Annotated in this window: 28 protein-coding genes; 14 read left to right on the top strand and 14 right to left on the bottom strand. The window is 69.0% G+C overall.

Annotated elements, in window-relative coordinates:
• Nucleotides 1-33: 33 nt before the first annotated feature.
• Nucleotides 34-2,334, top strand: a complete 2,301-nt coding sequence (locus FBZ89_RS26980; protein ID WP_186457605.1) for a tetratricopeptide repeat protein — start codon at nt 34-36, stop codon at nt 2,332-2,334.
• Nucleotides 2,335-2,349: 15 nt separating this feature from the next.
• On the opposite strand, the gene FBZ89_RS26975 is transcribed toward FBZ89_RS26980, so the two are convergent.
• Nucleotides 2,350-3,663, bottom strand: coding sequence for an Nramp family divalent metal transporter (locus tag FBZ89_RS26975; protein WP_246172612.1), 1,314 nt, complete (start codon nt 3,661-3,663; stop codon nt 2,350-2,352).
• Nucleotides 3,664-3,868: 205 nt separating this feature from the next.
• On the opposite strand from FBZ89_RS26975, the gene panB reads away from it, so the two are divergent.
• Nucleotides 3,869-4,699, top strand: a complete 831-nt coding sequence (gene panB / locus FBZ89_RS26970) for a 3-methyl-2-oxobutanoate hydroxymethyltransferase (RefSeq protein WP_145753801.1) — start codon at nt 3,869-3,871, stop codon at nt 4,697-4,699.
• A gap of 3 nt (nt 4,700-4,702) precedes the next feature.
• On the opposite strand, the gene FBZ89_RS26965 is transcribed toward panB, so the two are convergent.
• The gene (locus FBZ89_RS26965; RefSeq protein ID WP_145753799.1) at nt 4,703-5,596 is read right to left on the bottom strand and encodes a lysozyme inhibitor LprI family protein; all 894 of its coding nucleotides are present in this window, start codon (nt 5,594-5,596) and stop codon (nt 4,703-4,705) included.
• A 171-nt stretch (nt 5,597-5,767) separates the two neighbouring features.
• On the opposite strand from FBZ89_RS26965, the gene FBZ89_RS26960 reads away from it, so the two are divergent.
• Nucleotides 5,768-6,652 (top strand): hypothetical protein, encoded by an 885-nt coding sequence (locus tag FBZ89_RS26960; RefSeq protein ID WP_145753797.1) that lies wholly within the window; start codon nt 5,768-5,770, stop codon nt 6,650-6,652.
• 74 nt (nt 6,653-6,726) lie between these two features.
• Here FBZ89_RS26960 and minE read toward each other — a convergent pair whose 3' ends face one another.
• From minE to minC, 3 genes are read right to left on the bottom strand one after another with little or no spacing between them, the layout of a single operon-like run.
• Nucleotides 6,727-7,035 (bottom strand): cell division topological specificity factor MinE, encoded by a 309-nt coding sequence (minE, locus tag FBZ89_RS26955; RefSeq protein WP_145753795.1) that lies wholly within the window; start codon nt 7,033-7,035, stop codon nt 6,727-6,729.
• Entirely contained in the window at nt 7,032-7,847 is an 816-nt protein-coding gene (gene minD, locus FBZ89_RS26950) for a septum site-determining protein MinD (protein WP_088870968.1), read from the bottom strand. Before minD ends, minE begins: the two co-directional genes overlap by 4 nt.
• A 47-nt stretch (nt 7,848-7,894) precedes the next feature.
• A complete protein-coding gene (gene minC, locus FBZ89_RS26945; protein ID WP_145753794.1) occupies nt 7,895-8,659 on the bottom strand; it encodes a septum site-determining protein MinC in 765 nt (254 codons plus the stop codon).
• A gap of 978 nt (nt 8,660-9,637) precedes the next feature.
• Here minC and FBZ89_RS26940 point away from each other — a divergent pair.
• The 8 genes from FBZ89_RS26940 to FBZ89_RS26905 all read left to right on the top strand — a co-directional run bounded on the left by FBZ89_RS26940 (nt 9,638) and on the right by FBZ89_RS26905 (nt 14,867).
• The gene (locus tag FBZ89_RS26940; protein ID WP_145753792.1) at nt 9,638-10,414 is read left to right on the top strand and encodes a PhoH family protein; all 777 of its coding nucleotides are present in this window, start codon (nt 9,638-9,640) and stop codon (nt 10,412-10,414) included.
• Nucleotides 10,415-10,541: 127 nt separating this feature from the next.
• Nucleotides 10,542-11,213 carry an SCO family protein gene (locus FBZ89_RS26935; RefSeq protein ID WP_246172611.1) on the top strand — a complete coding sequence of 224 codons (672 nt, stop codon included), beginning with the start codon at nt 10,542-10,544 and terminating at the stop codon, nt 11,211-11,213.
• 98 nt (nt 11,214-11,311) lie between these two features.
• Nucleotides 11,312-11,824, top strand: coding sequence for a copper chaperone PCu(A)C (locus FBZ89_RS26930; RefSeq protein ID WP_145753791.1), 513 nt, complete (start codon nt 11,312-11,314; stop codon nt 11,822-11,824).
• A 303-nt stretch (nt 11,825-12,127) separates the two neighbouring features.
• Nucleotides 12,128-12,409: an AtpZ/AtpI family protein gene (locus tag FBZ89_RS26925; protein ID WP_246172610.1), complete on the top strand. Its 282-nt coding sequence runs from the start codon at nt 12,128-12,130 to the stop codon at nt 12,407-12,409.
• On the top strand, nt 12,399-13,148 hold the full coding sequence (locus FBZ89_RS26920; protein WP_246172609.1) for a F0F1 ATP synthase subunit A: 750 nt from the start codon (nt 12,399-12,401) through the stop codon (nt 13,146-13,148). The genes FBZ89_RS26925 and FBZ89_RS26920 overlap by 11 nt, the downstream gene beginning before the upstream one ends.
• 69 nt (nt 13,149-13,217) lie before the next feature.
• A complete protein-coding gene (locus FBZ89_RS26915; RefSeq protein WP_088870973.1) occupies nt 13,218-13,442 on the top strand; it encodes an ATP synthase subunit C family protein in 225 nt (74 codons plus the stop codon).
• 280 nt (nt 13,443-13,722) lie between these two features.
• Complete coding sequence (locus tag FBZ89_RS26910) at nt 13,723-14,376, top strand: F0F1 ATP synthase subunit B family protein (protein WP_246172608.1); 654 nt, start codon at nt 13,723-13,725, stop codon at nt 14,374-14,376.
• The gene (locus tag FBZ89_RS26905) at nt 14,376-14,867 is read left to right on the top strand and encodes a F0F1 ATP synthase subunit B family protein (protein WP_145753785.1); all 492 of its coding nucleotides are present in this window, start codon (nt 14,376-14,378) and stop codon (nt 14,865-14,867) included. The genes FBZ89_RS26910 and FBZ89_RS26905 overlap by 1 nt, the downstream gene beginning before the upstream one ends.
• 85 nt (nt 14,868-14,952) lie before the next feature.
• On the opposite strand, the gene FBZ89_RS26900 is transcribed toward FBZ89_RS26905, so the two are convergent.
• The 4 genes from FBZ89_RS26900 to FBZ89_RS26885 form a co-directional block, all read right to left on the bottom strand.
• On the bottom strand, nt 14,953-15,498 hold the full coding sequence (locus FBZ89_RS26900) for a hypothetical protein (protein ID WP_145753783.1): 546 nt from the start codon (nt 15,496-15,498) through the stop codon (nt 14,953-14,955).
• Nucleotides 15,499-15,567: 69 nt separating this feature from the next.
• Nucleotides 15,568-17,388 carry a M3 family oligoendopeptidase gene (locus FBZ89_RS26895; RefSeq protein WP_145753781.1) on the bottom strand — a complete coding sequence of 607 codons (1,821 nt, stop codon included), beginning with the start codon at nt 17,386-17,388 and terminating at the stop codon, nt 15,568-15,570.
• Nucleotides 17,389-17,441: 53 nt separating this feature from the next.
• Entirely contained in the window at nt 17,442-18,476 is a 1,035-nt protein-coding gene (locus FBZ89_RS26890) for an aromatic ring-hydroxylating oxygenase subunit alpha (RefSeq protein WP_211115367.1), read from the bottom strand.
• A 79-nt stretch (nt 18,477-18,555) separates the two neighbouring features.
• Nucleotides 18,556-19,560, bottom strand: a complete 1,005-nt coding sequence (locus tag FBZ89_RS26885; protein ID WP_145753780.1) for a LysR family transcriptional regulator — start codon at nt 19,558-19,560, stop codon at nt 18,556-18,558.
• A 126-nt stretch (nt 19,561-19,686) separates the two neighbouring features.
• On the opposite strand from FBZ89_RS26885, the gene FBZ89_RS26880 reads away from it, so the two are divergent.
• The gene (locus FBZ89_RS26880; protein WP_246172607.1) at nt 19,687-20,541 is read left to right on the top strand and encodes a DODA-type extradiol aromatic ring-opening family dioxygenase; all 855 of its coding nucleotides are present in this window, start codon (nt 19,687-19,689) and stop codon (nt 20,539-20,541) included.
• Between the two features lie 102 nt (nt 20,542-20,643).
• Here the strand turns inward: FBZ89_RS26880 and FBZ89_RS26875 are convergent, their stop codons facing one another.
• The 3 genes from FBZ89_RS26875 to FBZ89_RS26865 all read right to left on the bottom strand — a co-directional run bounded on the left by FBZ89_RS26875 (nt 20,644) and on the right by FBZ89_RS26865 (nt 22,184).
• Nucleotides 20,644-20,907 carry a DUF2312 domain-containing protein gene (locus FBZ89_RS26875; RefSeq protein ID WP_040850401.1) on the bottom strand — a complete coding sequence of 88 codons (264 nt, stop codon included), beginning with the start codon at nt 20,905-20,907 and terminating at the stop codon, nt 20,644-20,646.
• A gap of 106 nt (nt 20,908-21,013) precedes the next feature.
• Nucleotides 21,014-21,322: a DUF1244 domain-containing protein gene (locus FBZ89_RS26870; protein ID WP_145753778.1), complete on the bottom strand. Its 309-nt coding sequence runs from the start codon at nt 21,320-21,322 to the stop codon at nt 21,014-21,016.
• A 55-nt stretch (nt 21,323-21,377) separates the two neighbouring features.
• Nucleotides 21,378-22,184 (bottom strand): N-formylglutamate amidohydrolase, encoded by an 807-nt coding sequence (locus tag FBZ89_RS26865; protein ID WP_246172606.1) that lies wholly within the window; start codon nt 22,182-22,184, stop codon nt 21,378-21,380.
• Between the two features lie 361 nt (nt 22,185-22,545).
• On the opposite strand from FBZ89_RS26865, the gene FBZ89_RS26860 reads away from it, so the two are divergent.
• Complete coding sequence (locus FBZ89_RS26860) at nt 22,546-23,016, top strand: GNAT family N-acetyltransferase (protein ID WP_186457604.1); 471 nt, start codon at nt 22,546-22,548, stop codon at nt 23,014-23,016.
• Between the two features lie 78 nt (nt 23,017-23,094).
• The gene (locus tag FBZ89_RS26855; RefSeq protein WP_145753773.1) at nt 23,095-23,856 is read left to right on the top strand and encodes an alpha/beta fold hydrolase; all 762 of its coding nucleotides are present in this window, start codon (nt 23,095-23,097) and stop codon (nt 23,854-23,856) included.
• Nucleotides 23,857-23,858: 2 nt separating this feature from the next.
• Here the strand turns inward: FBZ89_RS26855 and FBZ89_RS26850 are convergent, their stop codons facing one another.
• The gene (locus tag FBZ89_RS26850) at nt 23,859-24,347 is read right to left on the bottom strand and encodes a P-loop nucleotide/nucleoside kinase family protein (protein ID WP_145753771.1); all 489 of its coding nucleotides are present in this window, start codon (nt 24,345-24,347) and stop codon (nt 23,859-23,861) included.
• 112 nt (nt 24,348-24,459) lie between these two features.
• The gene (locus FBZ89_RS26845) at nt 24,460-25,797 is read right to left on the bottom strand and encodes an NAD(P)/FAD-dependent oxidoreductase (RefSeq protein WP_145753769.1); all 1,338 of its coding nucleotides are present in this window, start codon (nt 25,795-25,797) and stop codon (nt 24,460-24,462) included.
• Nucleotides 25,798-25,807 lie beyond the last annotated feature (10 nt).

Here is a 25,807-nt window from a genome sequence, read left to right as displayed (position 1 = left end):
CCCATGGGGCGGTTTGAGAGAAATGGGGCGGACGTGAGTGACGACGGCCGGAAACTGATGCTGGACGGCCAATGGGCCGAGGCGGCGGCCCACTATAACGCGATCGTGACGGCGGCGCCGGACGACGCCGCGGCCTGGACCCACCTGGGCGTGGCGCTGCTGCAGCTGGGCTATGCCGAGCCGGCGGTGGATGCCTTCCGCCGGGCCCTGGCCGTGCGGGCGGACTTCATGCCGGCGCTGGCCAATCTGGGTGTGGCCTTGCACCGCCAGGGCCAGCTGGTCGAGGCCATCGAGGTCTACTGCGCCGCCGTGGCGGCCCAACCGGACAATGCCCAACTGCTCGTCAATTTGGGGAACGCCCTGGCCGATGCGGGCCGCCAGGACGAGGCCATGGCCGCCCACCGCCGGGCTGCGGAATTGCGGCCGGTCCCGCCACCGGCCGAGGAGGAGCCGCGCCCGCCTGAGACCGACGGGCGGCGGGACCAGGCGATCGAGCTGAATACCATCGGCAACGCCCACCTCGCGGCGGGCCGCGCCCAGGCCGCGCTGGATGCCTATGCCCAGGCCCTGGCCCTCTCGCCCGACTATGCCGACGCCCAGGGCAACCTGGGGAACGCCCTGCGTGGCCTTGGTCATCTGGGGGACGCCATCACCGCCTATCGACGCGCGGTGGAACTGGCGCCCGAGGACGCTGGGCATTGGTGCAACCTCGGCATTGCGCTGCAGGCTGATGGCGCATTGGCGGAGGCGGCGGACATGGCGCGCCGGGCCCTTGCCCTGCGGCCGGACTTGGCCCTGGCCCACACCTGCCTGGGCGTGGCCCTGCGCGACATGAAGGAACTGGACGCCGCCATCGACTCCCTCCGGCAGGCCGTGGCGCTGGACCCCGGGCAGTCCGACGCCATCCACGCGCTGTCGGGCTGCCTGGTGGAGCGGCAGCGCTGGGAGGAGGTGGAGGCGCTGGGGCGCAACGCGCTGGCCCGCGACCCGCAATCGATCGATGCTCGCGTTTGCCTGGCCGTCGCCTTGCAGGGCCAGAACCGCCTGGAGGAGGCGCTGGACATGGCCCGGCAGGCGCTGGTGCTGCAGCCCGACAGTGAGCTGGCGCTGGGCGTGATGGCCGCCGCCCTGCACGGCCTGGACCGTAGCGGAGAGGCGCTCGCCGCCGCCGCCCGCGGCCTGGCGGTGGCACCCCGTAACGCGGACATGCACAACACCTTGGGAATCGTGCTGCTGGACGCCGGGCGGGTGACGGAGGCGCAGGCCTCACTGCGCCGGGCCATCGCCCTCAAGCCCAATTTCGTCACCGCCCACGTCAACCTGGGCATGGCCTGCCTGCAGATGGGCCAGCTGGAGGAAGGCTGGGCGGAATATGAGTGGCGTCTGCGGGATGGGCACGAGACCCGGCTGTGGGACGTGATGCCCGAACGGGCCTGGCGCCTGGGCCAGGACCTGACCGGCCGCACCCTGACGCTGCATACCGAACAGGGCATGGGCGACCTGATCCAGTTCAGTCGCTATGCCGACCGGCGCTGGTGGGGCGGACCGGGACGCTCGGGCCCGCCGGCTCGCATCATCCTGCGCACGCCGCGCAGCCTGGCGGATTTGGTGGCCAGCGTGCCGGGCGTTGACGCGCTGCTGGTGGATGACGAGGTGCCGACGACCTGTGATGTGCACGCCCCCTTGCTCAGCCTGCCCTACCTGCTTGGCACCACGCTGGCGACGGTGCCGGCGGTGGTCCCTTATATGACACCGCCGGCCGCGGCCCTGGCCCGCTGGCGCGCCGGCTTCGCGGCGGAGGACGCGGGCATCCGCGTGCCCGGCCTGCGGGTGGGGCTGGTCTGGGCCGGCAATCCCGGCCACAGGGGTGACCGCCACCGGTCCATCCACCAGCTGGCGGCGTTGGACCCCCTGTGGGCGGTGCCCAGCGTACGCTGGTACAGCCTGCAGGTAGGACCGCGCGCGGCCGACCTGGGGCAAATGCCGGCCGGGCGGATAACGGACCTGTCCACACGCCTGAGCGACTACGGCGAGACCGCGGCGGCCATCGCCAACCTGGACCTGGTGATTGCCGTCGACACGTCGGTCGCCCATTTGGCGGGCGCCTTGGGCAAGCCGGTCTGGCTGCTCATTTCCAACCGGCCGGATTGGCGGTGGATGCGCGACCGGACGGACAGCCCCTGGTACCCGACCGCCCGGCTGTTCCGCCAGACGCGCATGAACGACTGGTCCGGCCCGATGGCGGCCATGGCGGCGGCCTTGGCCGGGCTGGCGGCCGGGCACAGCGTACCGGCGGCGCAGGACGGGGCGTTCCGCCGCCTGTTCGGGTTTTAGCCCCTTCCGCCGCCCTTATCCTGTGACCGTCTGGACGATCAGCACGCCGTTCAGGATGACGATGACGCCCGCTACCGCCCAGGCGGGGGCCAGCAGCCAGCGGGGCGCCACCAGACGTCCCATGACGCCCCGGTCGCCGCAGAAGCGGACCAGGGGGATGACGGCGAAGGGCAGCTGCAGGCTCAACACCACCTGGGTGAAGATCAGCAGCGTGGTGGCCGCCGAGTCGCCGGCGATGACCAGCACCAGCAGGGTGGGCACCAGCGCCAGCAGGCGCGTGATCAGCCGGCGCCACACCGGCTTCAGCCGCAGGGAGACGAAGCCCTCCATCACCACCTGGCCGGCCAGGGTGGCGGTGACGGTGGAGTTCTGGCCCGCCGCCAGCAGCGCCACGGCGAACAGCAGGCTGGCCAGCGGTGCGCCCAGCATGGGGGCCAGCAGACGGTAGGCCTCCTCGATATCCTCCACCAGCGCCTGGCCGTGGAAGGCGGCGGCCGCCAAGATCAGGATGCCGGCGTTGATGAAGAAGGCGATGAACAGGGCCACCGTGCTATCCAGCGTGGCGAAGCGGATGGCCTCGCGCCGGCCGTCCTCGTCCTGGGCGAAGGCGCGGGTGCGCACCACGGCGGAATGGAGGTAGAGATTGTGGGGCATGACGGTGGCGCCCAGGATGCCCACCGCCACGTACAGCTTGGCCGGGTCGCCCAGCAGGTCCGCCGTGGGCACGAAGCCCGCCAGTACGGCACCCACGCCTGGCCGGCTCAACGCCACCTCCGCCAGGAAGCACAGGCCGATCAGGGTGATCAGGCCCAGGATGAAGGCCTCCAGCCGGCGCACGCCCCGGTTCTGCAGGGCCAGGATCAGCAGGCTGTCGAAGGCGGTGATAAGGGCGCCCACGATCAAGGGCAGGCCGAACAGCAGCTTCAGCGCGATGGCGGAGCCGATCACCTCCGCGATGTCGCAGGCGATGATGGCGATTTCGCACAATATCCACAGCAGAACGGCGGTGCGGGGGCCATACCGCTCCCGGCACAGCTGGGCCAGGTCGCGGCCGCTGGCGATGCCCAGGCGCACCGACAGGGCCTGCAGCAGCATGGCCATCAGGCTGGACAGCAGCACCACGGACAACAGCGCATAGCCGAAGCGGGAGCCGCCGGCGATGTCGGTCGCCCAGTTGCCGGGGTCCATATAGCCCACGGCCACCAGGTAGCCGGGGCCGGAAAAGGCCAGCAGCTTGCGCCAGAAGCCGCCGGAGACGGGTACGCCGGCCGTGGGCTCCGCCGAGGGGCCGGGCCATTTGTCTTTGCTCGCGTCCACCGCCGACTGCATGCGCCGCCTTTTCTGGTCCTGGCTCTGGTCCGGGCCCGCCATCCAATGTGGGCGGGCTGAAAAATTAACATAGCGAAGTTCTGGTGAGGGAACGAGGGCGGGTGTGGTGCGCTGGCTGCGACGCGTCGCCATTCATTGGCGCGGCGCGCCGCTTTGGTGTAGGGATGCGGCGCAAAACGCCCTTTCCTTGAGGATCGCCACCGGGATGAGCGCCACCACCGCCGTGAAACGCCTGAGCGTGCCCGACATTTCCGCCCGTAAAGGGACTACCCCCGTGGTGTGCCTCACAGCCTACACGGCCCCCATGGCCGGCCTGCTGGACCCGCATTGCGACGTGCTGCTGGTGGGGGACAGCCTGGGCATGGTGCTGTACGGCCTGCCCAGCACCCTGGGCGTCACGGTCGACATGATGGTGGCCCATGGCGCCGCCGTGGTGCGCGGCTCCAATCACGCCGCCGTGGTGGTGGACTTGCCCTTCGGCAGCTATCAGGAAAGCCGCGAACAGGCCTTCCGTGTCGCCGCCCGTATCCTGGCCGAGACCGGCGCCGCCGCCGTGAAGCTGGAAGGCGGGGAGGAGATGGCGGCCACCATCGACTTCCTGGTGCGCCGGGGCATTCCCGTCATGGGCCATGTCGGGCTGACGCCCCAGGCGGTGAACGTCCTGGGCGGCTATCGCGCCCGTGGGCGGAGTGATGCGGAGCAGGCCAAGATCCTGGGCGACGCCCGGGCCGTGGCCGAGGCCGGCGCCTTCTCGCTGGTGATCGAAGGGGTGGTGGAGCCGCTGGCCCGCCAAGTGACGGAACTGGTGCCCGTGATCACCATCGGCATCGGCGCCAGCGCCGCCTGCGATGGCCAGGTGCTGGTGTCGGACGACATGCTGGGCCTGTTCGCCGACTTCACGCCCAAGTTCGTGAGGCGCTACGCCGACCTCGCCGGCCAGGTTTCCGCCGCCGCCCAGGCCTATGCCGAGGATGTCCGGGCCCGCCGCTTCCCCGGGCCCGAACACACTTTCGCGGAGAAGCGGCCGAAGGCCTGACCCTTATTTCAGCGGCTTGTAGCCATCGGGCACGGCGTAGACGAAGGGCCGCTCGCCGAAGTTCACGCTGATCAACCCGTCCTTGACCAGGGCAGCCATGGTGACGCTCGACGTCAGGCCCATGACCGTAGGCAGGCGGGCCGGGATCTGCATTCCCCCTGTCTGGCCTGGGGCGGCCCCCTTCCAGGCGCCGTCCACGCGCATGTACAGCCAACCGGTATCCAGGTCCACCGCCAAGCCCAATACGTGCTTGGGTTCGCCAGCGCGGTCATGGCGCAACTGGATCAGGGGGCCAAAGCTGGCTTCCCGGTTTTCCGCGCCGAAGAACAGCGCGGTTTCCGCCCGCTTGGCGACGGCGCCCATGTCAATGGTGGCCTCGACATACCACTTGCCGGTGCTGACGGGCGGCTTGCTCCAGATCTCGTAGAGATCACCCGAGGGAGCGGCGTCCGGCACCGGGGCCTGGCCCGCCTGTTCCGCCGCCAGCTGGGCGGAGCGCTCGTTGGTGAAGCGGACGACGCACACGGTCTTGGCGCGGTTGGTCAGGATGGCCTGGAACCACTTCTCCCGGTCACTTTCCTTGTTGTCCAGGCCGCAGGTCTCGTCCCGCCGCTTGAGCCAAGCGCGCTGCTCGTTCCGCAGGGCCAGCTTGCCGGCATCGTCCAGCTTGCCGCGCACCTCGCCATAGACGCGGTTGATCTCGGCGTCGGTGCGGCGCAGGTCGGCGCCCAGACACTGCACCGTTTCCTCATCCGAGGCTGGCTGGTCGCAGTTGGCCGCGCGAGCCGCGCCGGGATGCAGCGCCAAGCCCAGGGCCAGGCCAATGAGGGTGGCGGCACCCGCCAGACGTGGGCGCCGGGCGCCCGTAACCATGCTGATCCAGAACAGGCCGACCACGGTGCGCTCCCATACATTGCAGGTCCACCCTCTTATCACGACCGGGGGAGGGGGCTAAGCCGCGCAAGAGTCATCTGCCGAAAGGCTAGAACGGACCGTGACCGGATTGACGGGCCGACCTGAACGGGCTTAGTGTGTTCGTGAATTGTTCTTGTGGGGCGAGAGGGAACCATGGCGAAGGCGCGCAAACCCAAGGGGATGGCCGAGACGGCCCTGAACCAGATGGATCTGTTCGGCGCGCCGGCCCAGGGCCTGGATCCGGTGGCGTCCGTGAATCCGCCCACGCCCCTGCGTCCGCGTCCGCCCGCCGAACCGGCGCCGGCCGACCTGGATGACGCCGTCCTGCTGGCCCTGCTGCCGGACGCGCCGCTCAGCAAGGCCCTGCCCCTGATCGCGGAGGCCGGGCGCCGCCGCCTGACAGCCGCCATCCCGCTGCTGGGGCTGCGTCTGAAGCGTTTGGCCGGTTACGGCCTGAATGGGCGGGAACCGGTTGCGGTGCTGGAGGCGCTGGCCGCCATCGGCGGACCGCAGGCGACGGCCATCGTCGCCGGCCTGCTGGGCGGCGTGGGGCTGGCGGGCCCCGTGGAGGTGGCGGCCCTCACCGCCGCCGTGCGGCTGGAGGTGGCGCTGGACCGCAAGGTACTGCTGCGCCTGCTGGGCACGGCCGACGCCGCGGCGCGGGCGGCCGCCTGCCGCTGCGTGCGCCAGGCGGAATTCCCCGTCATCGACGCGCTGGAAAAGCTGCGGGCCGATCCCGACCGGGCGGTGGCCACCGGTGCCGTCTGCGCCCTGGGCCGGTTGGGCCGCCCCACCGTGCGCGCCGACCTGGCGCAGCTGGTGACGGCGGCGCCGACGCGGGAGACGGTGGCGGCCCTGGCCTCGGTCATGGATCATGTCGGCGTCGATGCCGACAGCCTGGTGGCGCTGCGCCGCGCCGCTCGCCACGCCGATCTGCGCCAGGTGGTGCTGGAGGCGCTGGACGGCTTCGACGACGCCCAGGCCACGGCGCTGGCCGCCAAGTTGCGTCAGCAAGCGGTGCAGGCGGATGCCGCCTGAAACGACAAAGGCCGGCCCCCGGGGACCGGCCTCTGCCGAGTTCACATCGCTGGCGCCCGAGGAACCTTAAAACCTCACGCGTTCCCGGCCGCCGCGACTTTGCCGGTGGCCGCGCGGGCCGCCCCCTTGGCCGGTGCGGGCAGTTCCACGTTGACCTCCAGCGTGGAATAGCCGCTGGCCCGGTCCAGCTTCACCGCCACCTTGTCGTCGTCGATGGAGACGTACTTCTTGATGACGTCCAGCAGTTCTTTCTGCAGCTGGGGCAGGAAGTCAGGACTGTCGCGGCCGGCCCGCTCATGGGCCAGGACGATCTGCAGGCGTTCCTTGGCCTGGTCGGCCGCGGACGCCTTCTTGGGCGTGCGGAAGAAATCGAAAATGCTCATGCGGTCCTCCGCAGCAGCCGGTCGAAGAAGCCCTTCTTCTCCACTTTGACGAAGCGATGCTCGATCTTCTCGCCCAGGAAGCGGCCAACGGCGTCGGAGTAGGCCTGGCCGGCATTGGACTTGTCGTCCAGCACCACGGGCATGCCGACGTTGCTGGCGCGCAGCACGGCGGGGCTTTCCGGGATGATGCCCAGCAGCGGGATGGCCAGGATCTCCAGCACGTCCTCGACCTTCAGCATTTCCCCCTTCTCCACCCGTTCCGGGTCGTAGCGGGTAACCAGCAGGTGCTCCTGCACCGGGGCCTCGCCCTTCTCGGCGCGGCGCGACTTGGCCTGGATGACGCCCAGGATACGGTCGCTGTCACGCACCGAGGAAACCTCGGGATTGGTGACGATGATGGCGTGGTCGGCGAAATACAGCGCCATCAGGGCGCCGCGCTCGATGCCGGCCGGGCTGTCGCAGATGATGTAATCGAACTCTTTCTTGAGCTCGTTCAGGATCTTCTCGACCCCCTGCTCGGTCAGGGCATCCTTGTCGCGGGTCTGCGAGGTGGGGAGGATGTACAGGTTCTCCACCCGCTTGTCCTTGATCAACGCCTGGCTGAGGCGCGCCTCGCCATTGATGACGTTGATGAAGTCGAACACCACGCGGCGTTCGCACCCCATGATCAGGTCCAGGTTGCGCAGGCCCACGTCGAAATCGATGATGCAGGTCTTGAACCCCCGCAAGGCCAGGCCGGTGCCGAAGGCGGCGGATGAGGTGGTCTTGCCGACGCCGCCCTTGCCCGATGTCATGACGATGATCTTGGCCAAGAACGTCTCCCTTGGAAAAGAAGGTTACTGGGAAAACCGGCCGTGCGTCAGACGGTGACCGGATCGATGTGCAGGAAACCCTGGTCCAGGTAGATCTGGACCTGGCGGCGCAGGACGGATTTCTCCAGATCCTCGCTCACCCGGTACAGCCCGGCGATGGAAACCATCTCCGCCTCCAGGTTCTGGCAGAAGATGCGGGCGTTGCGGTCGCCCGCCATCCCCGCCAGCGCGCGGCCGCGCAATGCGCCGTAGACATGGATGTTGCCATCGGCCACCAGCTCGGCGCCCGGCGAGACCGAGCCGATGACCACCAGGTCGCCGCCCTGGGCGTACAGCTGCCGGCCGGACCGCACGTTCTCTCGCACCAGCAGGGTGGCCTTCTGGTAGGGCAGGTCGTGCGCCGGCGCCGCCACGGGGGCGGCGGGCATGGGGGCGTCCGCCACGGCCTGGGGCCGGGGGGCGGCCGGCTGCGCCTCGGCCGTGGCGCGGCCCTGCGGGAACACGGCCAGGCCCACGGCCAGCGCCGCCTCTTGCTGTTCACGGGTGCCGCCCTGCAGGCCCACGGCAATCAGGCCCAGCGTACGCAGCAGGTCGCAGAAATTCTCGAAATCAAAGCCTTGCCCCGGGGGAAGATCGTCCAGGTCCAGCACTACCGGCGCATTGCGGAAAAAATTGGGCGCCTGGCGCACCTTGTCCGACAGGGCGAAGAAGAAATTCTGGGCATGCGGGTCCGAGACCTTCAACACCATCATGGTGAAGTTGCTGCCGCGCAATTGGAACGGCGCGTCCCGGAATGCCACCTGGTTGCTCATCTCGCCCCTGACCCCTTAATCCCTAATCTGCCTGACCATCACCCGTCCGCGCGTGGCCGGAACGTCCCTTGGCGCCCCAGCCGGGGGCAGGGGCCTGCGTCCGATCGCCCGCGGGGGGCAGAGGGTCCTCGAAATGCGACGGCACATCCTTGCCGAATGGCAGGACGGCGCCTCAGGCCGGACCCATCGAAGGCGCGTTTCAAGACCAGATGGGCGCAGGCGTCAAGGGAATCCTCAGATCCACATTTTGAGCGGAAAGCGCCAGCCCACACAATATTTATTGAGTCTTAGTGCACCTTCGGGGTGCTCGCGCCTCCGGTGCGAACCCGGGTGGCGGGGGGCGCCCCAAGGGGCAGCCTCTTGAATCACGGGGGCGTTTTCGCCGCGGTGCCAAAGCCGGCCGGCCGCACCGGCTCACGCCACCTTATCCCGAAAGGGCAAGGGCGACCCGACTCGGGACTGTCTTCGCGGTTGGCTAAGCGCGGCGACTCGGGGTCTTATGGCCACCACATCTGGTATGAATATTTGATGTATGCCCCAAGGCCTGCTGACAGACGCTCGCAGGTGCGGTAGAGTGCATACCAGGGTCGTCACTCAAGAATGACGGGTCGGGGTATTGCCAAACTGTGCGCCGCTGCCTGTGCTGTCGTGTGCCTGCCGGGGGAACGGACTTCCCCCGATGCCCCCGCCGCCGTTGACCCTTGAGGCCACCCGCAATCGGCCGCCATCGTCCCGCCGCATCGCACGGTCCGCGGCATCCGGCCCCGCAGGGGGATGCGGATCGCCCCATCCGGCGCCCCACGATGGCCCCCTCCAAACCGCATGCCCCGCTGACCTGGGGATGCGGTTTTTTCGTGCCCGGTCTCCGGCGCCCGGGGTCCCAACCCCCGGGGTCGCCCGGCGCGCGGTTCCTGCCTGCCTAGTAACCTGGCCGCGGGCGTTCCCGCGGCGCAATTCGGTGTGACTGAGGAGACAGACATGGCCAAGCGTCCAGTGAAGGTGACTTCCGGCGGCTCCAGCTCCGACAAGGTGCGCCCGCTTTTCCCCGATGTGATGCCCGCCCGCTCCGCTCAAGGGGCCGGCGCCCCCGCCAGCGGCAGTTGGGACCCCATTGAGGAGCGGCGGGATCAGAGCTATGTGCGCAAGGTCAAGCCGCAAAGCCCCAATCAGAAGGTGCTGATGGAGGCCATCGCCACCCACAACTTGGCCTTGGCCCTGGGCCCGGCGGGCACGGGCAAGACCTATCTGGCCATCTCCAGCGCGGTGGAAGCGCTGGAGGCCGGGCGGGTCGACCGCATCATCCTGTCCCGCCCGGCCATCGAGGCGGGTGAGAGCATCGGCTATCTGCCGGGCGACATGGGGGAGAAGATGGCCCCCTTCCTGCGCCCGCTCTATGATGCGCTGAACGACCGCCTGGGCGGCAAGCGCCTGCGCACCCTGATGGCGGAAGGCACCATCGAGATCGCGCCGGTGGGCTTCATGCGCGGCCGCACCCTGAACAACGCCTTCGTCGTGATCGACGAGGCGCAGAACTGCACCTACGGCCAGATCAAGATGCTGCTGACCCGCCTGGGCTGGCACTCCACCATGGTGCTGACCGGCGACCCGGACCAGTCCGACCTGCTGAACGGCCTGTCCGGCCTGTCCGACATCGCCCGCCGCCTGGAAGCGGTGGAGGGCATCGCCGTCGTCCGCCTGAACGACCGCGACATCGTGCGCCACCCGCTGGTGGCCAGCATGCTGACCGTGCTGTAAGGGCGGCCTAGACTTTAAAACCAGGGGCGGGCGGTGCCGATGGGTGCCGCCCGCCTTTGTTTTCAGGGCCGGGGCGCGCTAGGGTAAAGGGAACCTATCTTCCCGTCGCACGGGCGCCGCACATCCCATGGCCAAGAAACGTCTGATCCGCCTGCTGGTCACCCTGGTGCCGGCGCTCGCCTTCGCGGCCCTGGTGGCGTGGTGGCTGGGGGCGCCGCCGTCCTCCCGTCCCGCGTCCAGCGCCAGCAGCACGGGGGCGGCCCCGGCCTCGGGCATCGGCGGCCAGATCGTGCCGGGCGTGGCCGTGGGCGGCCCCTTCACCCTGGTGGACCAGTCCGGCAAGACGGTGACGGAGAAAAGCTACGCCGGGTCCTGGCGGCTGATGTTCTTCGGCTACACCTTCTGCCCCGACATCTGCCCCACTGAGTTGCAGGTCATGGCCCAGGCCATGGACCAGCTGGGCGCGCAGGGCGACAAGGTGCAGCCTATCTTCGTCAGCGTCGATCCCGGCCGCGACACGCCGCAGCAGCTGTCGGACTATGTCGCGCAGTTCCATCCCCGCCTGGTGGGGCTGACCGGCACGGCCGCCCAGGTCTCCGCCGCCACGCGCGCCTGGCGGGTCTACGCCGCCAAGGTGGCCGGCGACGACCCGGAAAACTACCTCATGGACCATTCCACCTACGTCTATCTCATGGATCCGGACAACCGCCTGGCCACCATCTTCGCCCGGGGCACCACGGCGGAGGACATGGTGAAGGGCATCCGCGAGGCCATGGCCAAAGGGGCGGCGGGGAAATAGGCCCGGGAGGTCGGCCCCCGCTGGGCGCTTCTGTCCAATTGCGACCGGCCGGCCCGTTGGGGCAGACGGGGCCGTCGCATTCTCAATAGGGGCAAACCATGGTCCGCATCCGCTCCCTTCTCGCGTCGCTGATGATCGCCGCCGCGCCGGTGATGGCCGTCGCGCCGGCCGTCGCGCAGGAGGCTCCGGCACCGGCGATCGAGGCCACTGCCGCCTGGTCGCGGCCCACCATCCGGGGTGCCAGGGCCGGCGTCGCCTTCCTCACCCTGCGCAACAAGGGGCCGGCCGACCGGCTGGTGGGGGTGGAAGCCGACGTGGGCAAGGTAGCCCAGATCCACATGGCCGAGGTGGTGGACGGAATCGCCCGCATGCGGCCGCTGGCCGATGGCGTGGCGCTGCCGGCCGGGGGCACGGTGACGCTGAAGCCCGAGGGGCCGCACATCATGCTCATGGGCCTGACCCAGCCCCTACAGGTTGGGCAACGCGTCCATTTGACCCTGCGCTTCAAGGCCGCAGCGCCCCTTGCCGTCGAGGCGACGGTGCTGGCGCCGGGGGCTGAGCCCGGCATGGGCGGCGGTGCTACGCAGGGTGGCGCGCGCAATGGCGGTTGAGCTTGGGACATCGCGCCTGCGCGTGCCGCGCGGGGCGATAAAATAGTCCTTTAGAATCATGCACTTGGCCCTGTGCTTTTGCGACTTGACAGGGGGTGTACCGCCCCGTATGGTGCCGCCGCTTTCGCATGGCGACGACTCCATTGCGGCGGAAGGGGCATACCTCCAGGGGTTTAGACCTTGACGGACCAGACACCCCCGCCTTCCTTGGATGAGCTTGAGGCCCGATTGCGGGATGCGCGACGTGGCGCCGAATCTTCCTCCTCCTCCCCCACACAGCGGAAGGATGAGGCGGGCAACGGTATGCTGGGCGTCGCGTTTCGCGTCGGCGCCGAGCTGGTCGCGGCGATGGTGGTCGGCGTCGGTGGCGGTTTGGTCATCGATCGCTGGCTGGGCACGTCGCCCTGGGGACTGATCGTGATGTTCGTCCTGGGGTCGGCGGCCGCGATGTTGAATGTATACCGGGCCGTCAACGGCATGGGATACGCGGTGGGATATCGGCGACCGGACACGGGCGCCAACTCAGGGGGCGGAACCAACTCCACCCCCGCCAAGGATGAAGGTGAGGGGAATCGTGGCCACTGATCCGCTGCATCAGTTTCGCATCGAGCAGATCGTTCCTCTGCATCTCGCCGGGCACGACATCTCCTTCACCAACTCCTCCCTCTACATGGTGGTCGCGGCCGTGCTTGTCACCGGCCTGCTGGTCGCCGGCACCGCCTCGCGCGCACTGGTCCCGGGCCGGCTGCAGTCGGTGGCGGAGCTGCTCTACGAATTCGTGTCGGGCATGGTGCGGGACAACGCCGGCACCCAGGCGCGCCCCTACTTCCCGCTGGTGTTCTCGATCTTCGCCTTCGTGCTGTTCGGCAACATGATCGGCATGGTCCCCGGCACGTTCACCTTCACCAGCCACATCATCGTGACCTTCACGCTGGCGGCCCTGGTGTTCGTGTTCGTGACCCTGGTGGCGCTGATCCGCCACGGCTTCCACTTTTTCAGCTTCTTCTTCCCCTCGGGCGCGCCCATCGCGCTGGCGCCCATCCTGATCCCCATCGAGATCATTTCGTATCTGATGCGGCCGGTCAGCCTGTCCATCCGACTGTTCGCCAACATGATGGCGGGCCACACCATGCTGAAGGTCTTCGCCGGCTTCACGATCACCATGATCGGGGCCCTGGGCGCCGTCGGCTGGCTGGCCGGCGCCGTGCCGGTGGCGATCAACGTGGCCCTGATCGGCTTCGAGATCATGGTCGCCTTCCTGCAGGCTTACGTCTTCACCATCCTGACCTGCCTCTACATCCGCGACGCCATCGAGCTGCACTAAGCCGCGATCGTCCGACCGTAGGGCCTGTCTTCACCCTTCAACCGTTCCATCACACAGAGGAAGTCTATAATGGATCCGCAAGCCGCTAAGTTCATCGGCGCCGGTCTGGCCATGTTCGCCCTGGCTGGTGTCGGCATCGGCATCGGCAACATCTTCGCCAACCTGATCGCCTCCGTGGGCCGCAACCCGGCCGCCCGCGCCTCCGTGTTCCCGATCGGCATTCTGGGCTTCGCGCTGACCGAAGCCGTGGCGCTGTTCGCGCTGCTGATCGCCTTCCTGATCCTGTTCGCCTAAGCCTGACCCTGGGCTTGATGGAACGGCCGCGGCGGCCAGCCCCTTAGGGGAAGGCCGCCCGCGTTTGAAGTAGGTTGAGGGGGCGGGGCCGGTATCATGCCGGCCGCCGCCCCTGAGCCCTTGTTCGGGGCCGTCCTGGTCCGCCGCCCGTCAAACCCGCCTACAGGTTCCGATCCGATTTCCGGCGATGGCCCGGTGCGGGATGTTTCATGGGCATAAGCCCGTGATGCGATTTCAGCGCCAGCCCTTTCCGGGCGATCTCGCAGACAAGGTGATCTTCATGGTGAATCCAAGGCTCATGGTGTGGCTGAAGGGCCTTGCCGCCGCCGCCGTCCTGACGGTGGCCCTGGGCGGCACGCCGTCGTTCGCGCAGTCGGGTGAAGAAGCCGCCCACGCGACGGACAGCGTGGAGCAGGAAGCTGGCGTGCACGAGGAAAAGGGTCTGCCCCAGCTGAACACCAAGACGTTCGCGTCTCAGATTTTCTGGCTGGCCATCACCTTCGGCACGCTCTACGTGCTGGTGGCCAAGGTCGGCCTGCCGCGCGTCGGCGCCGTTCTGGAAGCCCGTGAGGCCAAGATCTCCGGCGACCTGGACAAGGCCACGGCCCTGAAGGCCGAGACCGACGCCATCGTCGCCGCCTATGAGAAGGCGGTGGCCGAGGCCCGCGCCAGCGCCCACAAGCTGCTGAACGAGACCGCCGCCACGGCCGATGCCGCGGCCGCCCAGCGCACGGCCGATGTCGTCGCCGGCCTGGCCGCCAAGCAGAAGGAAGCCGAGGCCCGCATCGAGGGTCAGAAGCAGACCGCGCTGGCCAATGTGCGCGCCGTGGCCGCCGAGGCCGCCGGTGCCGCCGTCGCCAAGCTGGCGGGTATCGAACCCGACCAGGCCGGCGTCGATGGCGCCGTGGATGCCGCCCTGAAGGAGCGTGCGTGATGTTCGATCTGCAGAATCCCACTTTCTGGGTTGGCGTCGCCTTCGTCGTCTTTTTCGCCCTGGTTATCTGGAAGGGCGGCTTCGGCGCCCTGGGCAAGAGCCTGGACGCCCGGGCGGAGAAGATCCGCCTGGAGATCGAGACCGCGCAGAAGCTGCGCCAGGACGCCGAGGCGGCCCTGACCGCCTATCAGAAGAAGCAGCGCGACGCGATGAAGGAGGCCGACGCCATCATCGCCGCCGCCCGCGAAGAGGCCGACCGCATCCGCCAGCACGCGGAAGCGGATCTGGAGGCCACCCTGAAGCGCCGCGAGGCCCAGGCCCTGGAGAAGATCGCCCAGGCCGAGGCCGCCGCCCTCCAGCAGGTGCGCAGCCTGGCCGTGGACGTGGCCCTGGCCGCGACCGAGTCGCTGCTGACCCAGACCATCGACCAGTCGTGCAGCGACGCCATGGTGGCCTCGGCCATCGAGGAACTGCCCGGCAAGCTGCACTGATCGTTTGATCAGCGGCTCAGGCGATTGAAAAAGGGCGGTCCCACTGGGGCCGCCCTTTTTCTTTTTTGGGAGTTGGGCCAGGAGCCTACTTCGGCATGTACTCCACCACCGGCGCCACTTTGCGGGCGGCCTTGCCGATCCCCCGGCGCAGGGTGACCTTGGTGTGGCCGGCCTTCCACTCCGCGCTGGCCGACTCGGCGTCCTTTTGCCGGCCGGCCGGGGCGCCGAGCTGCTTCACCAACTGGGCATCGACGCCGTCGCCGCAGTCCTTGGACGCCTCTTGTCCGTAGAGGGTGACGCGGCGCAGGGCGTTCTTCTTCATCTCGAAGTCCACGGCATAGGCGCAGCCACCCAGGCGGATGCTCTCCAGGCCGAACAGGTAGCGAACCTGCCCCCCTTTGGGCGCCCCGTTGCCGATCTCGAACTCCCGCGCCTTGGGGTAGGCGGCCAGGATCTGCTTGTGGGTCATGCCCCAGGTGACCTGGCCCCAACCGTTCAGGTCCTTGGCCTTCGCCGGCGGCTTGGCCGGCTCATGCTTGGGTTTGGCGGCCGCCAGCGCCGTGCCCGAGGCGGCGCTGAAAGCCAGGACCGCCAGCGCGATGGCGAGGCGAGCGGGGATGCGGTGCTTCATGATTGTTGTTCTTCGTACCAGAAGGATGCCGGGAAGGCCCGAATCGGAAACCTGACGAACCGGCGGCGCTCAGCCCAGCGCCTCCAGCTCATCGATGAAGCCCTTCAGCATGCCCAAACCCTTGTGCCAGAAGGCCGGGTCGGTGGCGTCCAGGCCGAAGGGCGCCAGCAGTTCCTTATGCCGCTTGGTGCCGCCCGCCGCCAGCATCTCCAGATAGCGGCGGGCGAAGGCCTCGGAGCCGTTATGGGCGGACGCCTCCTCGAACGCGGCATAAAGGCTGTTCACCAGGCAGTCGCCGAAGGCATAGGCGTAGACGTAGAAGGGCGAATGAATGAAGTGGGGGATGTAGGACCAGTAAGTGGCGTAGCCCGCGTCGAATCGCAGCGCCGGACCCAGGCTCTCGGTCTGCACCGCCTGCCAGATTTCGCCCAGCCGTTCCTCCGACAGCTCGCCCTGCCGCCGCTCGGCATGGACGCGGCGCTCGAAGTCATAGAACGCCGTCTGGCGCACCACGGTGTTCAGCATGTCCTCCACCTTGCCGGCCAGCAGGGCGCGGCGGCGGGCGGGGTCGGTCTCGGTGGCCAGCAGGCCGCGGAAGGTCAGCATCTCGCCGAACACGCTGGCCGTCTCCGCCAGGGTCAGGGGCGTGTCGGATTGCAGGTGGCCTTGGCCGCCCGCCAGCACCTGGTGCACGCCGTGGCCCAGCTCATGGGCCAGCGTCATGACATCCCGCGTCTTGCCCATATAGTTGACCAGCAGATAGGGGTGGGCGCTGGGCACGGTGGGATGGGCGAAGGCACCGGGGTTCTTGCCCGGCCGCACCGGGGCGTCGATCCAGGCATTCTCGAAGAAGCGGCGGCCCACGCCGGCCAGGTCGGGGCTGAAGCGCGCGTAGGACGACAGCACGATCTCGCGCGCCTCCTCCCAGGGGATGGTGCGCTCGGCCACATCGGGCAGGGGGGCGTTGCGGTCCCAATAGTCCAGGGTGTCGCCGCCGAACCACTTGGCCTTCAGTTTGTAGTAGCGGTGCGACAGGCCGGGATAGCTGTCCTTGACGGCCCCCACCAGCGCCTCCACCACCGCGTCCTCCACGCGGTTGGACAGGTTGCGCGATGACCAGGGCTGGTCATAGCGGCGCCACTTGTCCTCGATCTCCTTGTCCTTGGCCAGGGTGTTGGTGATCAGGGCGAACAGCTTGATGTTGCGGCCCAGCACGGCGCCGATTTCAAGGGCGGCCGCCTTGCGCACGGCCGATTCCGGGGCCGATAGCAGGTTCAGTGCCTCTGCCGAGGTCAGATCCTGGCCATCGATACGGAATCGTAACGATGCCATGGTCTCGTCGAACAGGCGGGTCCAGGCGTTGCGGCCCACCACCGCCTTTTCGTGCAGGAAGCGCTCCAGCTCGTCCGACAGCTGGTGGGGGCGGAAGATGCGGACATCGCGCAGCCAGGCCGCGTACCGGTGCAGCTCCGGCGCCTTCAGCTTGGCGTCGATGTCCTTGTCGGCCAGCTGGTTCAGTTCCAGCGTGAAGAACAGCAAGTGGACGGAGACGGCGGTCACCTTCTCCTGCATGGACTGGTAGAAGCGGGCGATGGCACCGTCGCTCTGGTCGCCGGCGTACAGCAGCCCGGCATAGCTCATGATCCGCGTCAGCGCCTCATCCAGCGCCTCGTAGGTGGCGACGGCCTGGCCCAGCTCCTTGCCCGACAGGCCGGGCAGCTTGCCCGAATAGCGGCCATGGAAGGCCTGGGCCTCACGCTCCACCCGCTCCAGGTCCGCCCGCAGACCTGGGCTGTCCGGCCCGCTGTACAGGTCAGACAGGTCCCAGGTGGGCAGGTCCCAGGTGGGCAGGGTCCCCAGGGGGGCGGTGGAGTCGGCGGTCGCGGTCATGTCCGGTCTCTCGTCAGCGAGCGGTTCGGACATGACTATAGCGGATCGATCCCTCAGCTGCGCCAGCGCAGGACGGTATCGCGCACGGGATTTTCGAAGGGGCGCTTCTCTTCCCGGGCACGGCGGAACTCGTTCTTCAGCTGATAGTACCAGCGCGCCTGGGTGTCGGCGTCCTTGATCAGCATCAGGGTCGGGTCGTAGCGCAGGCCCTGCTGCTGCATCACCACCACGTCGCGGTCCTGGCCCAGGAAACGCTCCGCGATGGGGCGCAGCACCGGCTTCAGCAGGTTGGCCCAGGGCAGGGTCCAGTAGAACAGGTTGGTGATGCGGGTGTTGCCCTCATCCACCGGCGTCACCGCCGTCAGGTTCCAGACGGTGTGCTTCCCGGTCGAAATGGTCTCCGTCCGGATGCCGGGCAGGCGGAAGGAAATCTCCGTCTCCGGCACGCCGCCCAGGATGGTGTAGGCGCGGGAGTTGCTGGACGGCCGGTGCTTCTTCATGACGAAGCCGTAGGGGCCAGGCCCGAAGGCCTTCTCCTTGGCGTGGATGGACTTGGTGGAGCGCCAGAACCAGGACTGGTGGACGAAAGGCCCGTGGGCCGGGTCCATCAGGCCCACCACCGCATGGTCCAGATGACAGGGGAAGTCCATGGACATGACCATGTCCGGCTGCTTGTCGGCGGGCAGGCCCGGCGGCTGCGGCGGTTCCTGGTCGGGCTCCCCGGCGCCCATCCAGATCCAGACGTTGCCGCTGATCTCCCGCACTGGATAGTTGCGCACGTGGATGCGGTTCAGGTCGAAGTCCTGCCCCTCCACCAGCGAGGGGATGTCGGTGCACTTGCCCTCCCGGTCGAAGCGCCAGCCGTGGTAGCAGCACTCCACCTCCGTGCCGTCGAATCGGCCGCAGGACAGCGGAATGCCGCGGTGGGGGCAGATGTCGCGCAGGGCGAAGACGGCGCCCTCCTGGGTGCGGCCGAACAGCACCGGCTGGCCCAGCAGGGTCTGCGCCCGCATGGCGCCCACGGCCAGGGTGCGGCCGGGCATGGCGTAGTACCAGATGTCGTTCAGGAAAAAGTTGGGCTCGGCCAAGGCGTCGTCACCAGGTCAGGAGGGGAAGAATCAGGGGCCGCACTTTACATCGCCGCCGGGTGGCGGCCAATGAGGCAGGTCAAGCGGCGGTGGTGTCGGCCCCGCCGCCCGCGACCCCGGGAACGGGGGGCAGGGACCGGGCGACCTCCGCCACCCGGCGGCGCAGCCAGGCGTGGGCCGGGTGGCTGTCCAGGCGGCGGTGCCAGACCATGGACAGGCGCATGCCGCCCGCGGGCTTGTCGCCTGCTGGCCTATCACCCACTGGCCTGTCACTCACCGGCATGTCCGGCGGCAGGGGCAGCACCACCAGGCCGAAGGCGGCTGCCAGGGGGTGGGCCACGCGCGCCGGCATGGTGCAGAACAGGTCGCTGTCGCGCAGCATGGGGGCGGCGGCCAGCAGGTGGGATGCCACCACCGCCAGGGTGCGCTGCCGGCCCACCGTCTCCAGCATACGGTCCACCGCCCCCACCTTGGACGCGGTGGCCGAGACCAGCAGGTGGGGGTAGGCGAGGTAGGTCTCCAGGGTCCAGGGGGCATCCAGGGCCGGGTGACCCGGACGCATCAGCACCGCCAGGCCGTCGCGCACCAGCATCTGCCGCGTCATGTGCGCCGGGGGATCGGGCAGCATGCCCAGCGCCAGATCCAGCAGGCCCGACTCCAGCCCGGGCAGGGCGTTGTCCTTGTCGGCATGGCGCAGCACCAGGGACAGGCCCGGCGCCTCCGCCCGCAGGGCCGCCACCAGGGGCGGGCCCAGCACGAACTCGGCGTGGTCAGACAGGCCCACGGTGATGGCGTCCCGCGCCTCGCACGGCAGGAAGGGCTGGCGGGCGGCCAGGGCGGCCCGTACCTGATCCAGGGCGCCTTGCAGGGGGCGGGCCATGGTGTCGGCCACGGCGGTGGGCACCATGCCGGTGGGGGTGCGCACGAACAGGTCGTCGCCCATGTGCTGTCGCAGGCGGGCCAGCGCGTTGCTGACGGCGGACTGCGACAGGCCCAGCGCCCGTCCGGCCCGCGTCACCTGCCGCTCCCGGTACAGCGCGTCGAAGACGTGCAGCAGGTTCAGATCAATCTGGCGGATGTCCATGGATGGTCCCTTGGCAATTCGCCATCACTATGATGAATGGTGATGGTGATAACCAGTGATTTGGCAAATGGTGCCGATGGGCCCATGTTGGAAGGGTCAGTCCTTCCAAGCCCAAGGTCCCGTCCCATGCCGTCCGCCTTCTCCACCGTCATGCCCGCCGCCAGCGCGGCTCCCAGCGCGGCCGCCGCCACGGCGGCGCGCCAGCCGGTCTATTTCATCTCCCACGGCTCCCCCATGCTGGCGCTGCAGGACAGCGCGGCGCGGCGCTTCCTGCAGTCCCTGGGCCGCGACATCCGGGCGGCGGGCGCCCCCCGCGCCATCCTCGTGCTGTCGGCCCATTGGGAGACGGCGGCGCCCACGGCCTCCCTGGCCGACCGGCCGGAGACCATCCACGATTTCGGCGGCTTTCCCCGCGCCCTGTTCGAGATGCGCTACCCCGCCCCCGGCGCGCCGGAGGTGGCGCGGGCGGCCCTGGCGGCCCTGGCCACCTCCGGCATCACGGTCACCGCCGGGGAGGCGCGCGGCCTGGACCACGGCGCCTGGGTCCCCCTGACCCTGATGTTCCCGGAGGCCGACATCCCGGTGGCCCAGCTGTCCATCCAGCCGCACCTGGGCCCCGCCCACCACCGCCGTCTGGGCGAGGCGCTGCGGCCCCTGCGCGACCAGGGGGTGATGATCATCGCCTCGGGCTCGCTGACCCACAATCTGCGTGACCTGGCGTGGGAGGGCACGGACGAGGTGGTGCCCTGGGCCGCCGCCTTCCAATCCTGGATCCATGACAAGGTCAGCGGCGCCGACGTGGCGGCGCTGGACGACTACCGCGCCCGCGCGCCCTTCGCCCGCCAGAACCACCCGCGCGACGAACACCTGCTGCCCCTGTTCGCCGCCGTGGGCGCCGCCAGCCCTGGGCAGCCCGGCCGCCGCCTGCATGACAGCGTGCAACTGGGCGCCCTGGCCATGGACGCCTACCGGTTTGATTGAGGGGCGGGCCGCCAAAGAAAGTCGCTCAAGAAAAAGGCCGGGCGCTCCGCGGCGGCCCGGCCTTGATCCTGACGGTGCGGGGGCTCTCACGAGCCCCGCGGCTCATTCCATGCCCAGCGCGGCCTTGTAGAGCTCCAGCAGGGCGTCCTGTTCCTGCCGGTCGTTCTTTTCCATCTTCCGCAGGCGGACGATGGCGCGGATGATCTTGGTCTCGAACCCCACGCCCTTGGCTTCGGCGTAGATGTCCTTGATGTCGTCCGCGATGCCCTTCTTGTCCTCTTCCAGGCGTTCGATGCGCTCGATGATGGAGCGCAGGCGGTCGCCGGCGATGCCGCCAACATCCGTCGCAACAGGGGCGTCCGACATGGGGAATGCCTCTTCGTTCTAAGTGGGTGGTCTGAATGGTGAGGGCGCGACCTTACCTGCGCCGCCGGGGATGGGCAAGCGCCGGTAAAGGGGGCGCCACCCCGTGTCAGTCCTTCGGCTTGTTCTGCTCAAACGCCGCTTTCTGCTCCGCCGTCGCCTCGCGCTGGTGCAGGCGTTTGAAGTCCTCATACGGCATACCGTAGACGATCTCGCGCGCGGCCTCATAGTCCAGCGCCACGCCCTTCTCCTCGGCGGCGGCGCGGTACCATTTGGACAGGCAGTTGCGGCAGAATCCGGCCAGGTTCATCAGGTCGATGTTCTGCACGTCCGTGCGCTCACGCAAATGGGCCACCAGCCGGCGGAAGGCGGCGGCCTCAAGCTCCACCCGGGTGGCGTCGTCGATCTCCGGAACCATGGGATATCCTTGTGAATGGGCCCCTGCGAGTGGGCCCTTGTGAATGGGGGGCGGCTCAGGCGCCGGCCAGCGCGTGGTGTATATCGGGGCGGCCGATCAGCTGTCCAAGGGCTTGGGCCAGCAGGGCGGACCAGTGTTCCACCCCTACCGCGTCGCCGATCAGATCCTGCCGCACCTCGATCAGCACACCGGGCAGGCCCGGGCGGGTGGAATGGGTCTTCAGGGTGTAGCCGTGGCCGTCGCGGCCCGAGTAGGGAACGTTGTCGCCCACCACCACGCCCGGCAGGGCCCGCAGCAGGTCCAGCAGTGGCAGGGGCAGGCGGCCATCCTGGTCCCACAGCACCCCCAGGTGCCAGGGGCGCTGGAAGCCGTTCATGACCGGCGTGAAGCTGTGGACGGAGATGATGGCCGGTACCTGGCCCGCCGCGCGCTTGGCATCGACGCAGGCGTGCGCGGCGGCGTGGTAGGGGTGGAACAGGGCGTCCAGCCGCGCCTGGCGATCGGCATCGGTCAGGGCCTGGTTGGCCAGGATGGGGGTGCCATCGCTGACCGCCGGCATCAGCGTGGCGCTGTCCAGCGGCCGGTTCAAATCCACCACCAGGCGGGAATATCCGGCGATGACCGCCGGCGCGTCCAGCCGCCGGGCCAGCGCGCGAGTCACCGCCTCCGCCCCGATGTCCCAGGCGATGTGCCGTTCCATGTCGGCCGCCGGCACGCCCAGGGTGCCCAGGCGGGCGGGCACGCGGCGGGCGGCATGTTCGCACAGCAGCACCACGGGGGCGGGTCCTTGGGGATTCACCACCGTGACGGCGGGCGGCTCGTCCGGGGCGAGCAAGGTGGCGGGAGAGGCAAGCGTGTCCAAGGGGCGGCCTATCGCAGGGAATATGCCCTGCCAGGATAGCGGTCCCGGTCGGGGATGGAAGCCCCCGCCGGGCATTCCTGCGCCGCTGATGTCGAAATGGTGAATGGCCGGCTTGCGTGCTGCCCGAATTACCGGGAAAATAGCAATGGATGCATGCGAGGCATCGCTTTCGGCGTCTTCCCCGTGCATACTTCATCGACGTGCAGCTTCCCCGCGTTGGGGACCCGGGTGGCGCACGTTTTCTTTGAAATGACCGCGACTGTTCCAGGTGCTGGACGGGCGCTGCCGAAGCCCCTGGGCGAGGATAGAATTGGGCGGCATGTACCGGTCGAGCATACGCACACCCCCCCTTGATGCCCCAATGCCGGTGATCCGGGCTGGGGAGGCCGACGACGCCGAGGGCATTCGCCAGGTCCATATCCGTTCCGTGCACGCTTTCTGCGCCGGGCATTATTCGCCCGAACAACTCATCGCCCTCCTGGGCGGGCGTGAGGCGGGAGACTACCGCACCGCCATGACGGAGTGGGGGGAGCATGTGCTGGTGGCGGAGCAGGCGGGCCGCGTGGTCGGCTTTTCCGCGCTCTATAGCGCCGAGGTGCGGGCCGTCTATGTCGATCCCGTGGCCGCCAAGGGCACGGGCCGGCGCCTGTTGGAAGAGATCGAGACCCTCGCCCGCGACCGGGGCGCCGGTGCCCTGTATCTCACCTCCTCCATGAACGCGGTGGGGTTTTATGAGGCCATGGGCTATCAGCGCCAGGGCCCCCGGCTGATGACCATGGGCTGCGGCACCCAGCTGGCCGCGTGGGGCATGCGCAAGGCGCTCGGCCGTTAAGCGGCGGAAGACTTTTCCAATCTGGCGGCCCGGCGATAGTTTTGGGACCTGACCTTTCCCAACGCCGGATGCACCATCGTGGCCTCCTCCGACATCGCCGTTCAGCATTTCTTCGGCCGCGACGGCCAGCGCCTGGCCTACCGCGAACTGGGTCAAGGCCGGCCGCTGGTGCTGATCCACGGCTATTTCTCCACCGCCACGGTCAACTGGCTGAAGTACGGTCACGCCGCCCGCATCGCGGAGCGCGGCTACCGTGTCATCATGCCCGATCTGCGGGCCCACGGCGACAGTGCCAAGCCGCATGAGGTGTCGGCCTACCCGCCCGACGTGCTGGCCGACGACGGCCTGGCGCTGGTGGAGCATCTGGGCCTGACCGACTATGACCTGGGCGGCTATTCCCTGGGCGGGCGCACCACCATGCGCATGCTGGCGCGCGGCGCCACCCCGGCCCGCGCCATCTGCGCCGGCATGGGCCTGGCCGGCCTGACCCATACCGCCGGCCGGGGGGAGCACTTCCGCCGCATCCTGACCAACCTGGGCACCTTCGAACGCGGCACGCCGGAATGGATGGCGGAGGCCTTCCTGAAGACGGTCGGCGGCGATCCCGTCGCCCTGCTGAACGTCCTGGAGACCTTCGTCGATACCCCGCCGGGCGTGCTGGCCGGCCTGGACCTGCCCATTCTCATCACCGCCGGCGCCCAGGACCAGGACAACGGGTCCGCGTCCGACCTGGTCGCGGCCCTGCCCAACGCCCGCTACGTCGAAATCCCCGGCGACCACATGAGCGCGGTGACCAAGCCCGACCTGGGCCGGGCCATCGCGGACTTCCTGGCGGGCTGAGTTTAGGGGTAGCGTACGATCATGAAGCCTTCCGCTTCATCCGGCGGGACGAAGTAGCGGGTGATGGCGTCGAACTCCGCGTCGGTGGCGGCGAAGTCGTGGCCGCCGGCGGCGTTGCGGGCGCGCAGGCGCTGGCGGCAGATCTCGTCGGGCACCTCCAGGTAATGCAGGGTATGGGCGGCGCCGGCTTCCTCGAACAGGCCGCGCATCCATAGGCGCAAGCCGGGCGTGTTGGCGGGGAAGTCCAGCACCACCGACAGCCCGGCCCGCAGCAAGGCCACGGCGTGCGGGCCCACGACCTGGCGCAAGCGGGCGCTGAGCCGGATGTAGTCGGCGACGCTGGCCAGTTCCTCGGGATACAGGCGGGCCAGCCACTGGTCCTCGCTCAGTAGGATGGTGCCGGGTTCCGCCGTCAGGGTGGCTGTGAGCGTGGACTTGCCGGCGGCGATCTTGCCGCACACCAGGTGCAGCATGGGTGTGGGGGATGTCATGGGATGATGTCCTTGGGAACCGCGAGGGATGGGGCGAACGCCACGGTCCGGCCTGACGATCAGGCCGGGGTGGTAATTCGCCTCACGCGCTTGCGGACCAGGACCATCCCCCTTACCCCGCCGCCGCCAGGCGGGCGCTGCCCCGCGGTCGGGCGTTGCGCCCGGCGGGGGAGGCGTCGGTGACCTGCCACGGCCGCTGGGCGCCCAGCGATTCGGCCACCGCGAGGCCGGCGGACAGGCCATCCTCATGGAAGCCATAGCCGCAATAGGCGCCGCAGAACCAGGTGCGGCGGGTGCCCTGGATCAGGCCCAATTCCTGCTGCGCCGTCGCGGCGGCCAGGTCGAACAGCGGATGGTCGTAGATGAACTCCCGCACCTTCAGCGACGGGCGCGGTTCGGTGATGGGGTTCAAGGTGACGAACAGGGGCACGCGCTTGTCCAGCCCCTGCAGCAAATTCATCCAGTAGGTGACGGACACCTTGGCGTCGCGGTCCCGGGTGGAATGGGCGCTGTAGTTCCAGCTGGACCAGGCCTTGGCGCGCCGGGGCATCAGCAGCGGGTCGCGGTGCAGCACCGCCCGGTTCATCTGATAGCGGAAGGCGCCCAGGATGCGCCGCTCCTCCTCCGACGGGTCCAGCAGCATGGCCAGGGCCTGGTCGGCATGGGTCGCCAGCACGACATGGTCATAGCTGCCGCTCCACCCCTGGGAGTCCTGGATGAGCACGGCGGCGCCGGAACGCCGCAGGGCGACGATGGCGCGGCCGGTGTGCAGGCGGCCTTCCAGCGACCGGGTCAGGCGGGTGACATAGGCGCGGCTGCCGCCTGTGACCGTGCGCCACTGCGGCCGTTCCTTCAGCTTCAGCAGGCCGTGGTTGCAGAAGAAGCGCACGAAGCTTTGCACCGGGAAGGACAGCATCTCCCCGATGGTGGAGGACCAGATGGCCGCGCCCATGGGCAGCAGGTGGTCATAGATGAAGCGATGGCCATAACGCTGCGCCACCAGGTATTCGCCCAGCGTCATGGCGGCGGCCGAGGGCTGGTCCAGCAGCGCCGGGGCCGTCTTGTAGAAGCGCAGGATGTCGCGCAGCATCAAGTGGTAGGTGGGCGACAGCAGGTTGCGCTTTTGTGCGAACATGCCGGCCAGGTTGGTGCCGGAATATTCCAGCTTGCCCCGGTCCAGGGTGACGGCGAAGGACATGTCGGACGCCTGGGTGGGCACGTCCAGATGCTCGAACAACGCCACCAGGTTGGGATATGTCGCGGCGTTGTAGACGATGAAGCCGGTGTCCACGGGCATGGGATGGGCGCCGCGACCGGGCACGTCCACCGTGTTGGAGTGGCCGCCCAGATAGCTGTTCTGCTCGAACAGGGTCACGTCATGGCCCTGCCGCGCCAACAGCCAGGCGCAGCTCATGCCCGTGATGCCGGCGCCGATGACGGCGATCTTCATACCCGCGCTC

Source organism: Nitrospirillum amazonense, assembly GCF_007828045.1.
GTDB lineage: Bacteria > Pseudomonadota > Alphaproteobacteria > Azospirillales > Azospirillaceae > Nitrospirillum > Nitrospirillum amazonense_C.
This window is presented reverse-complemented; position numbering and strand designations above follow the sequence as displayed.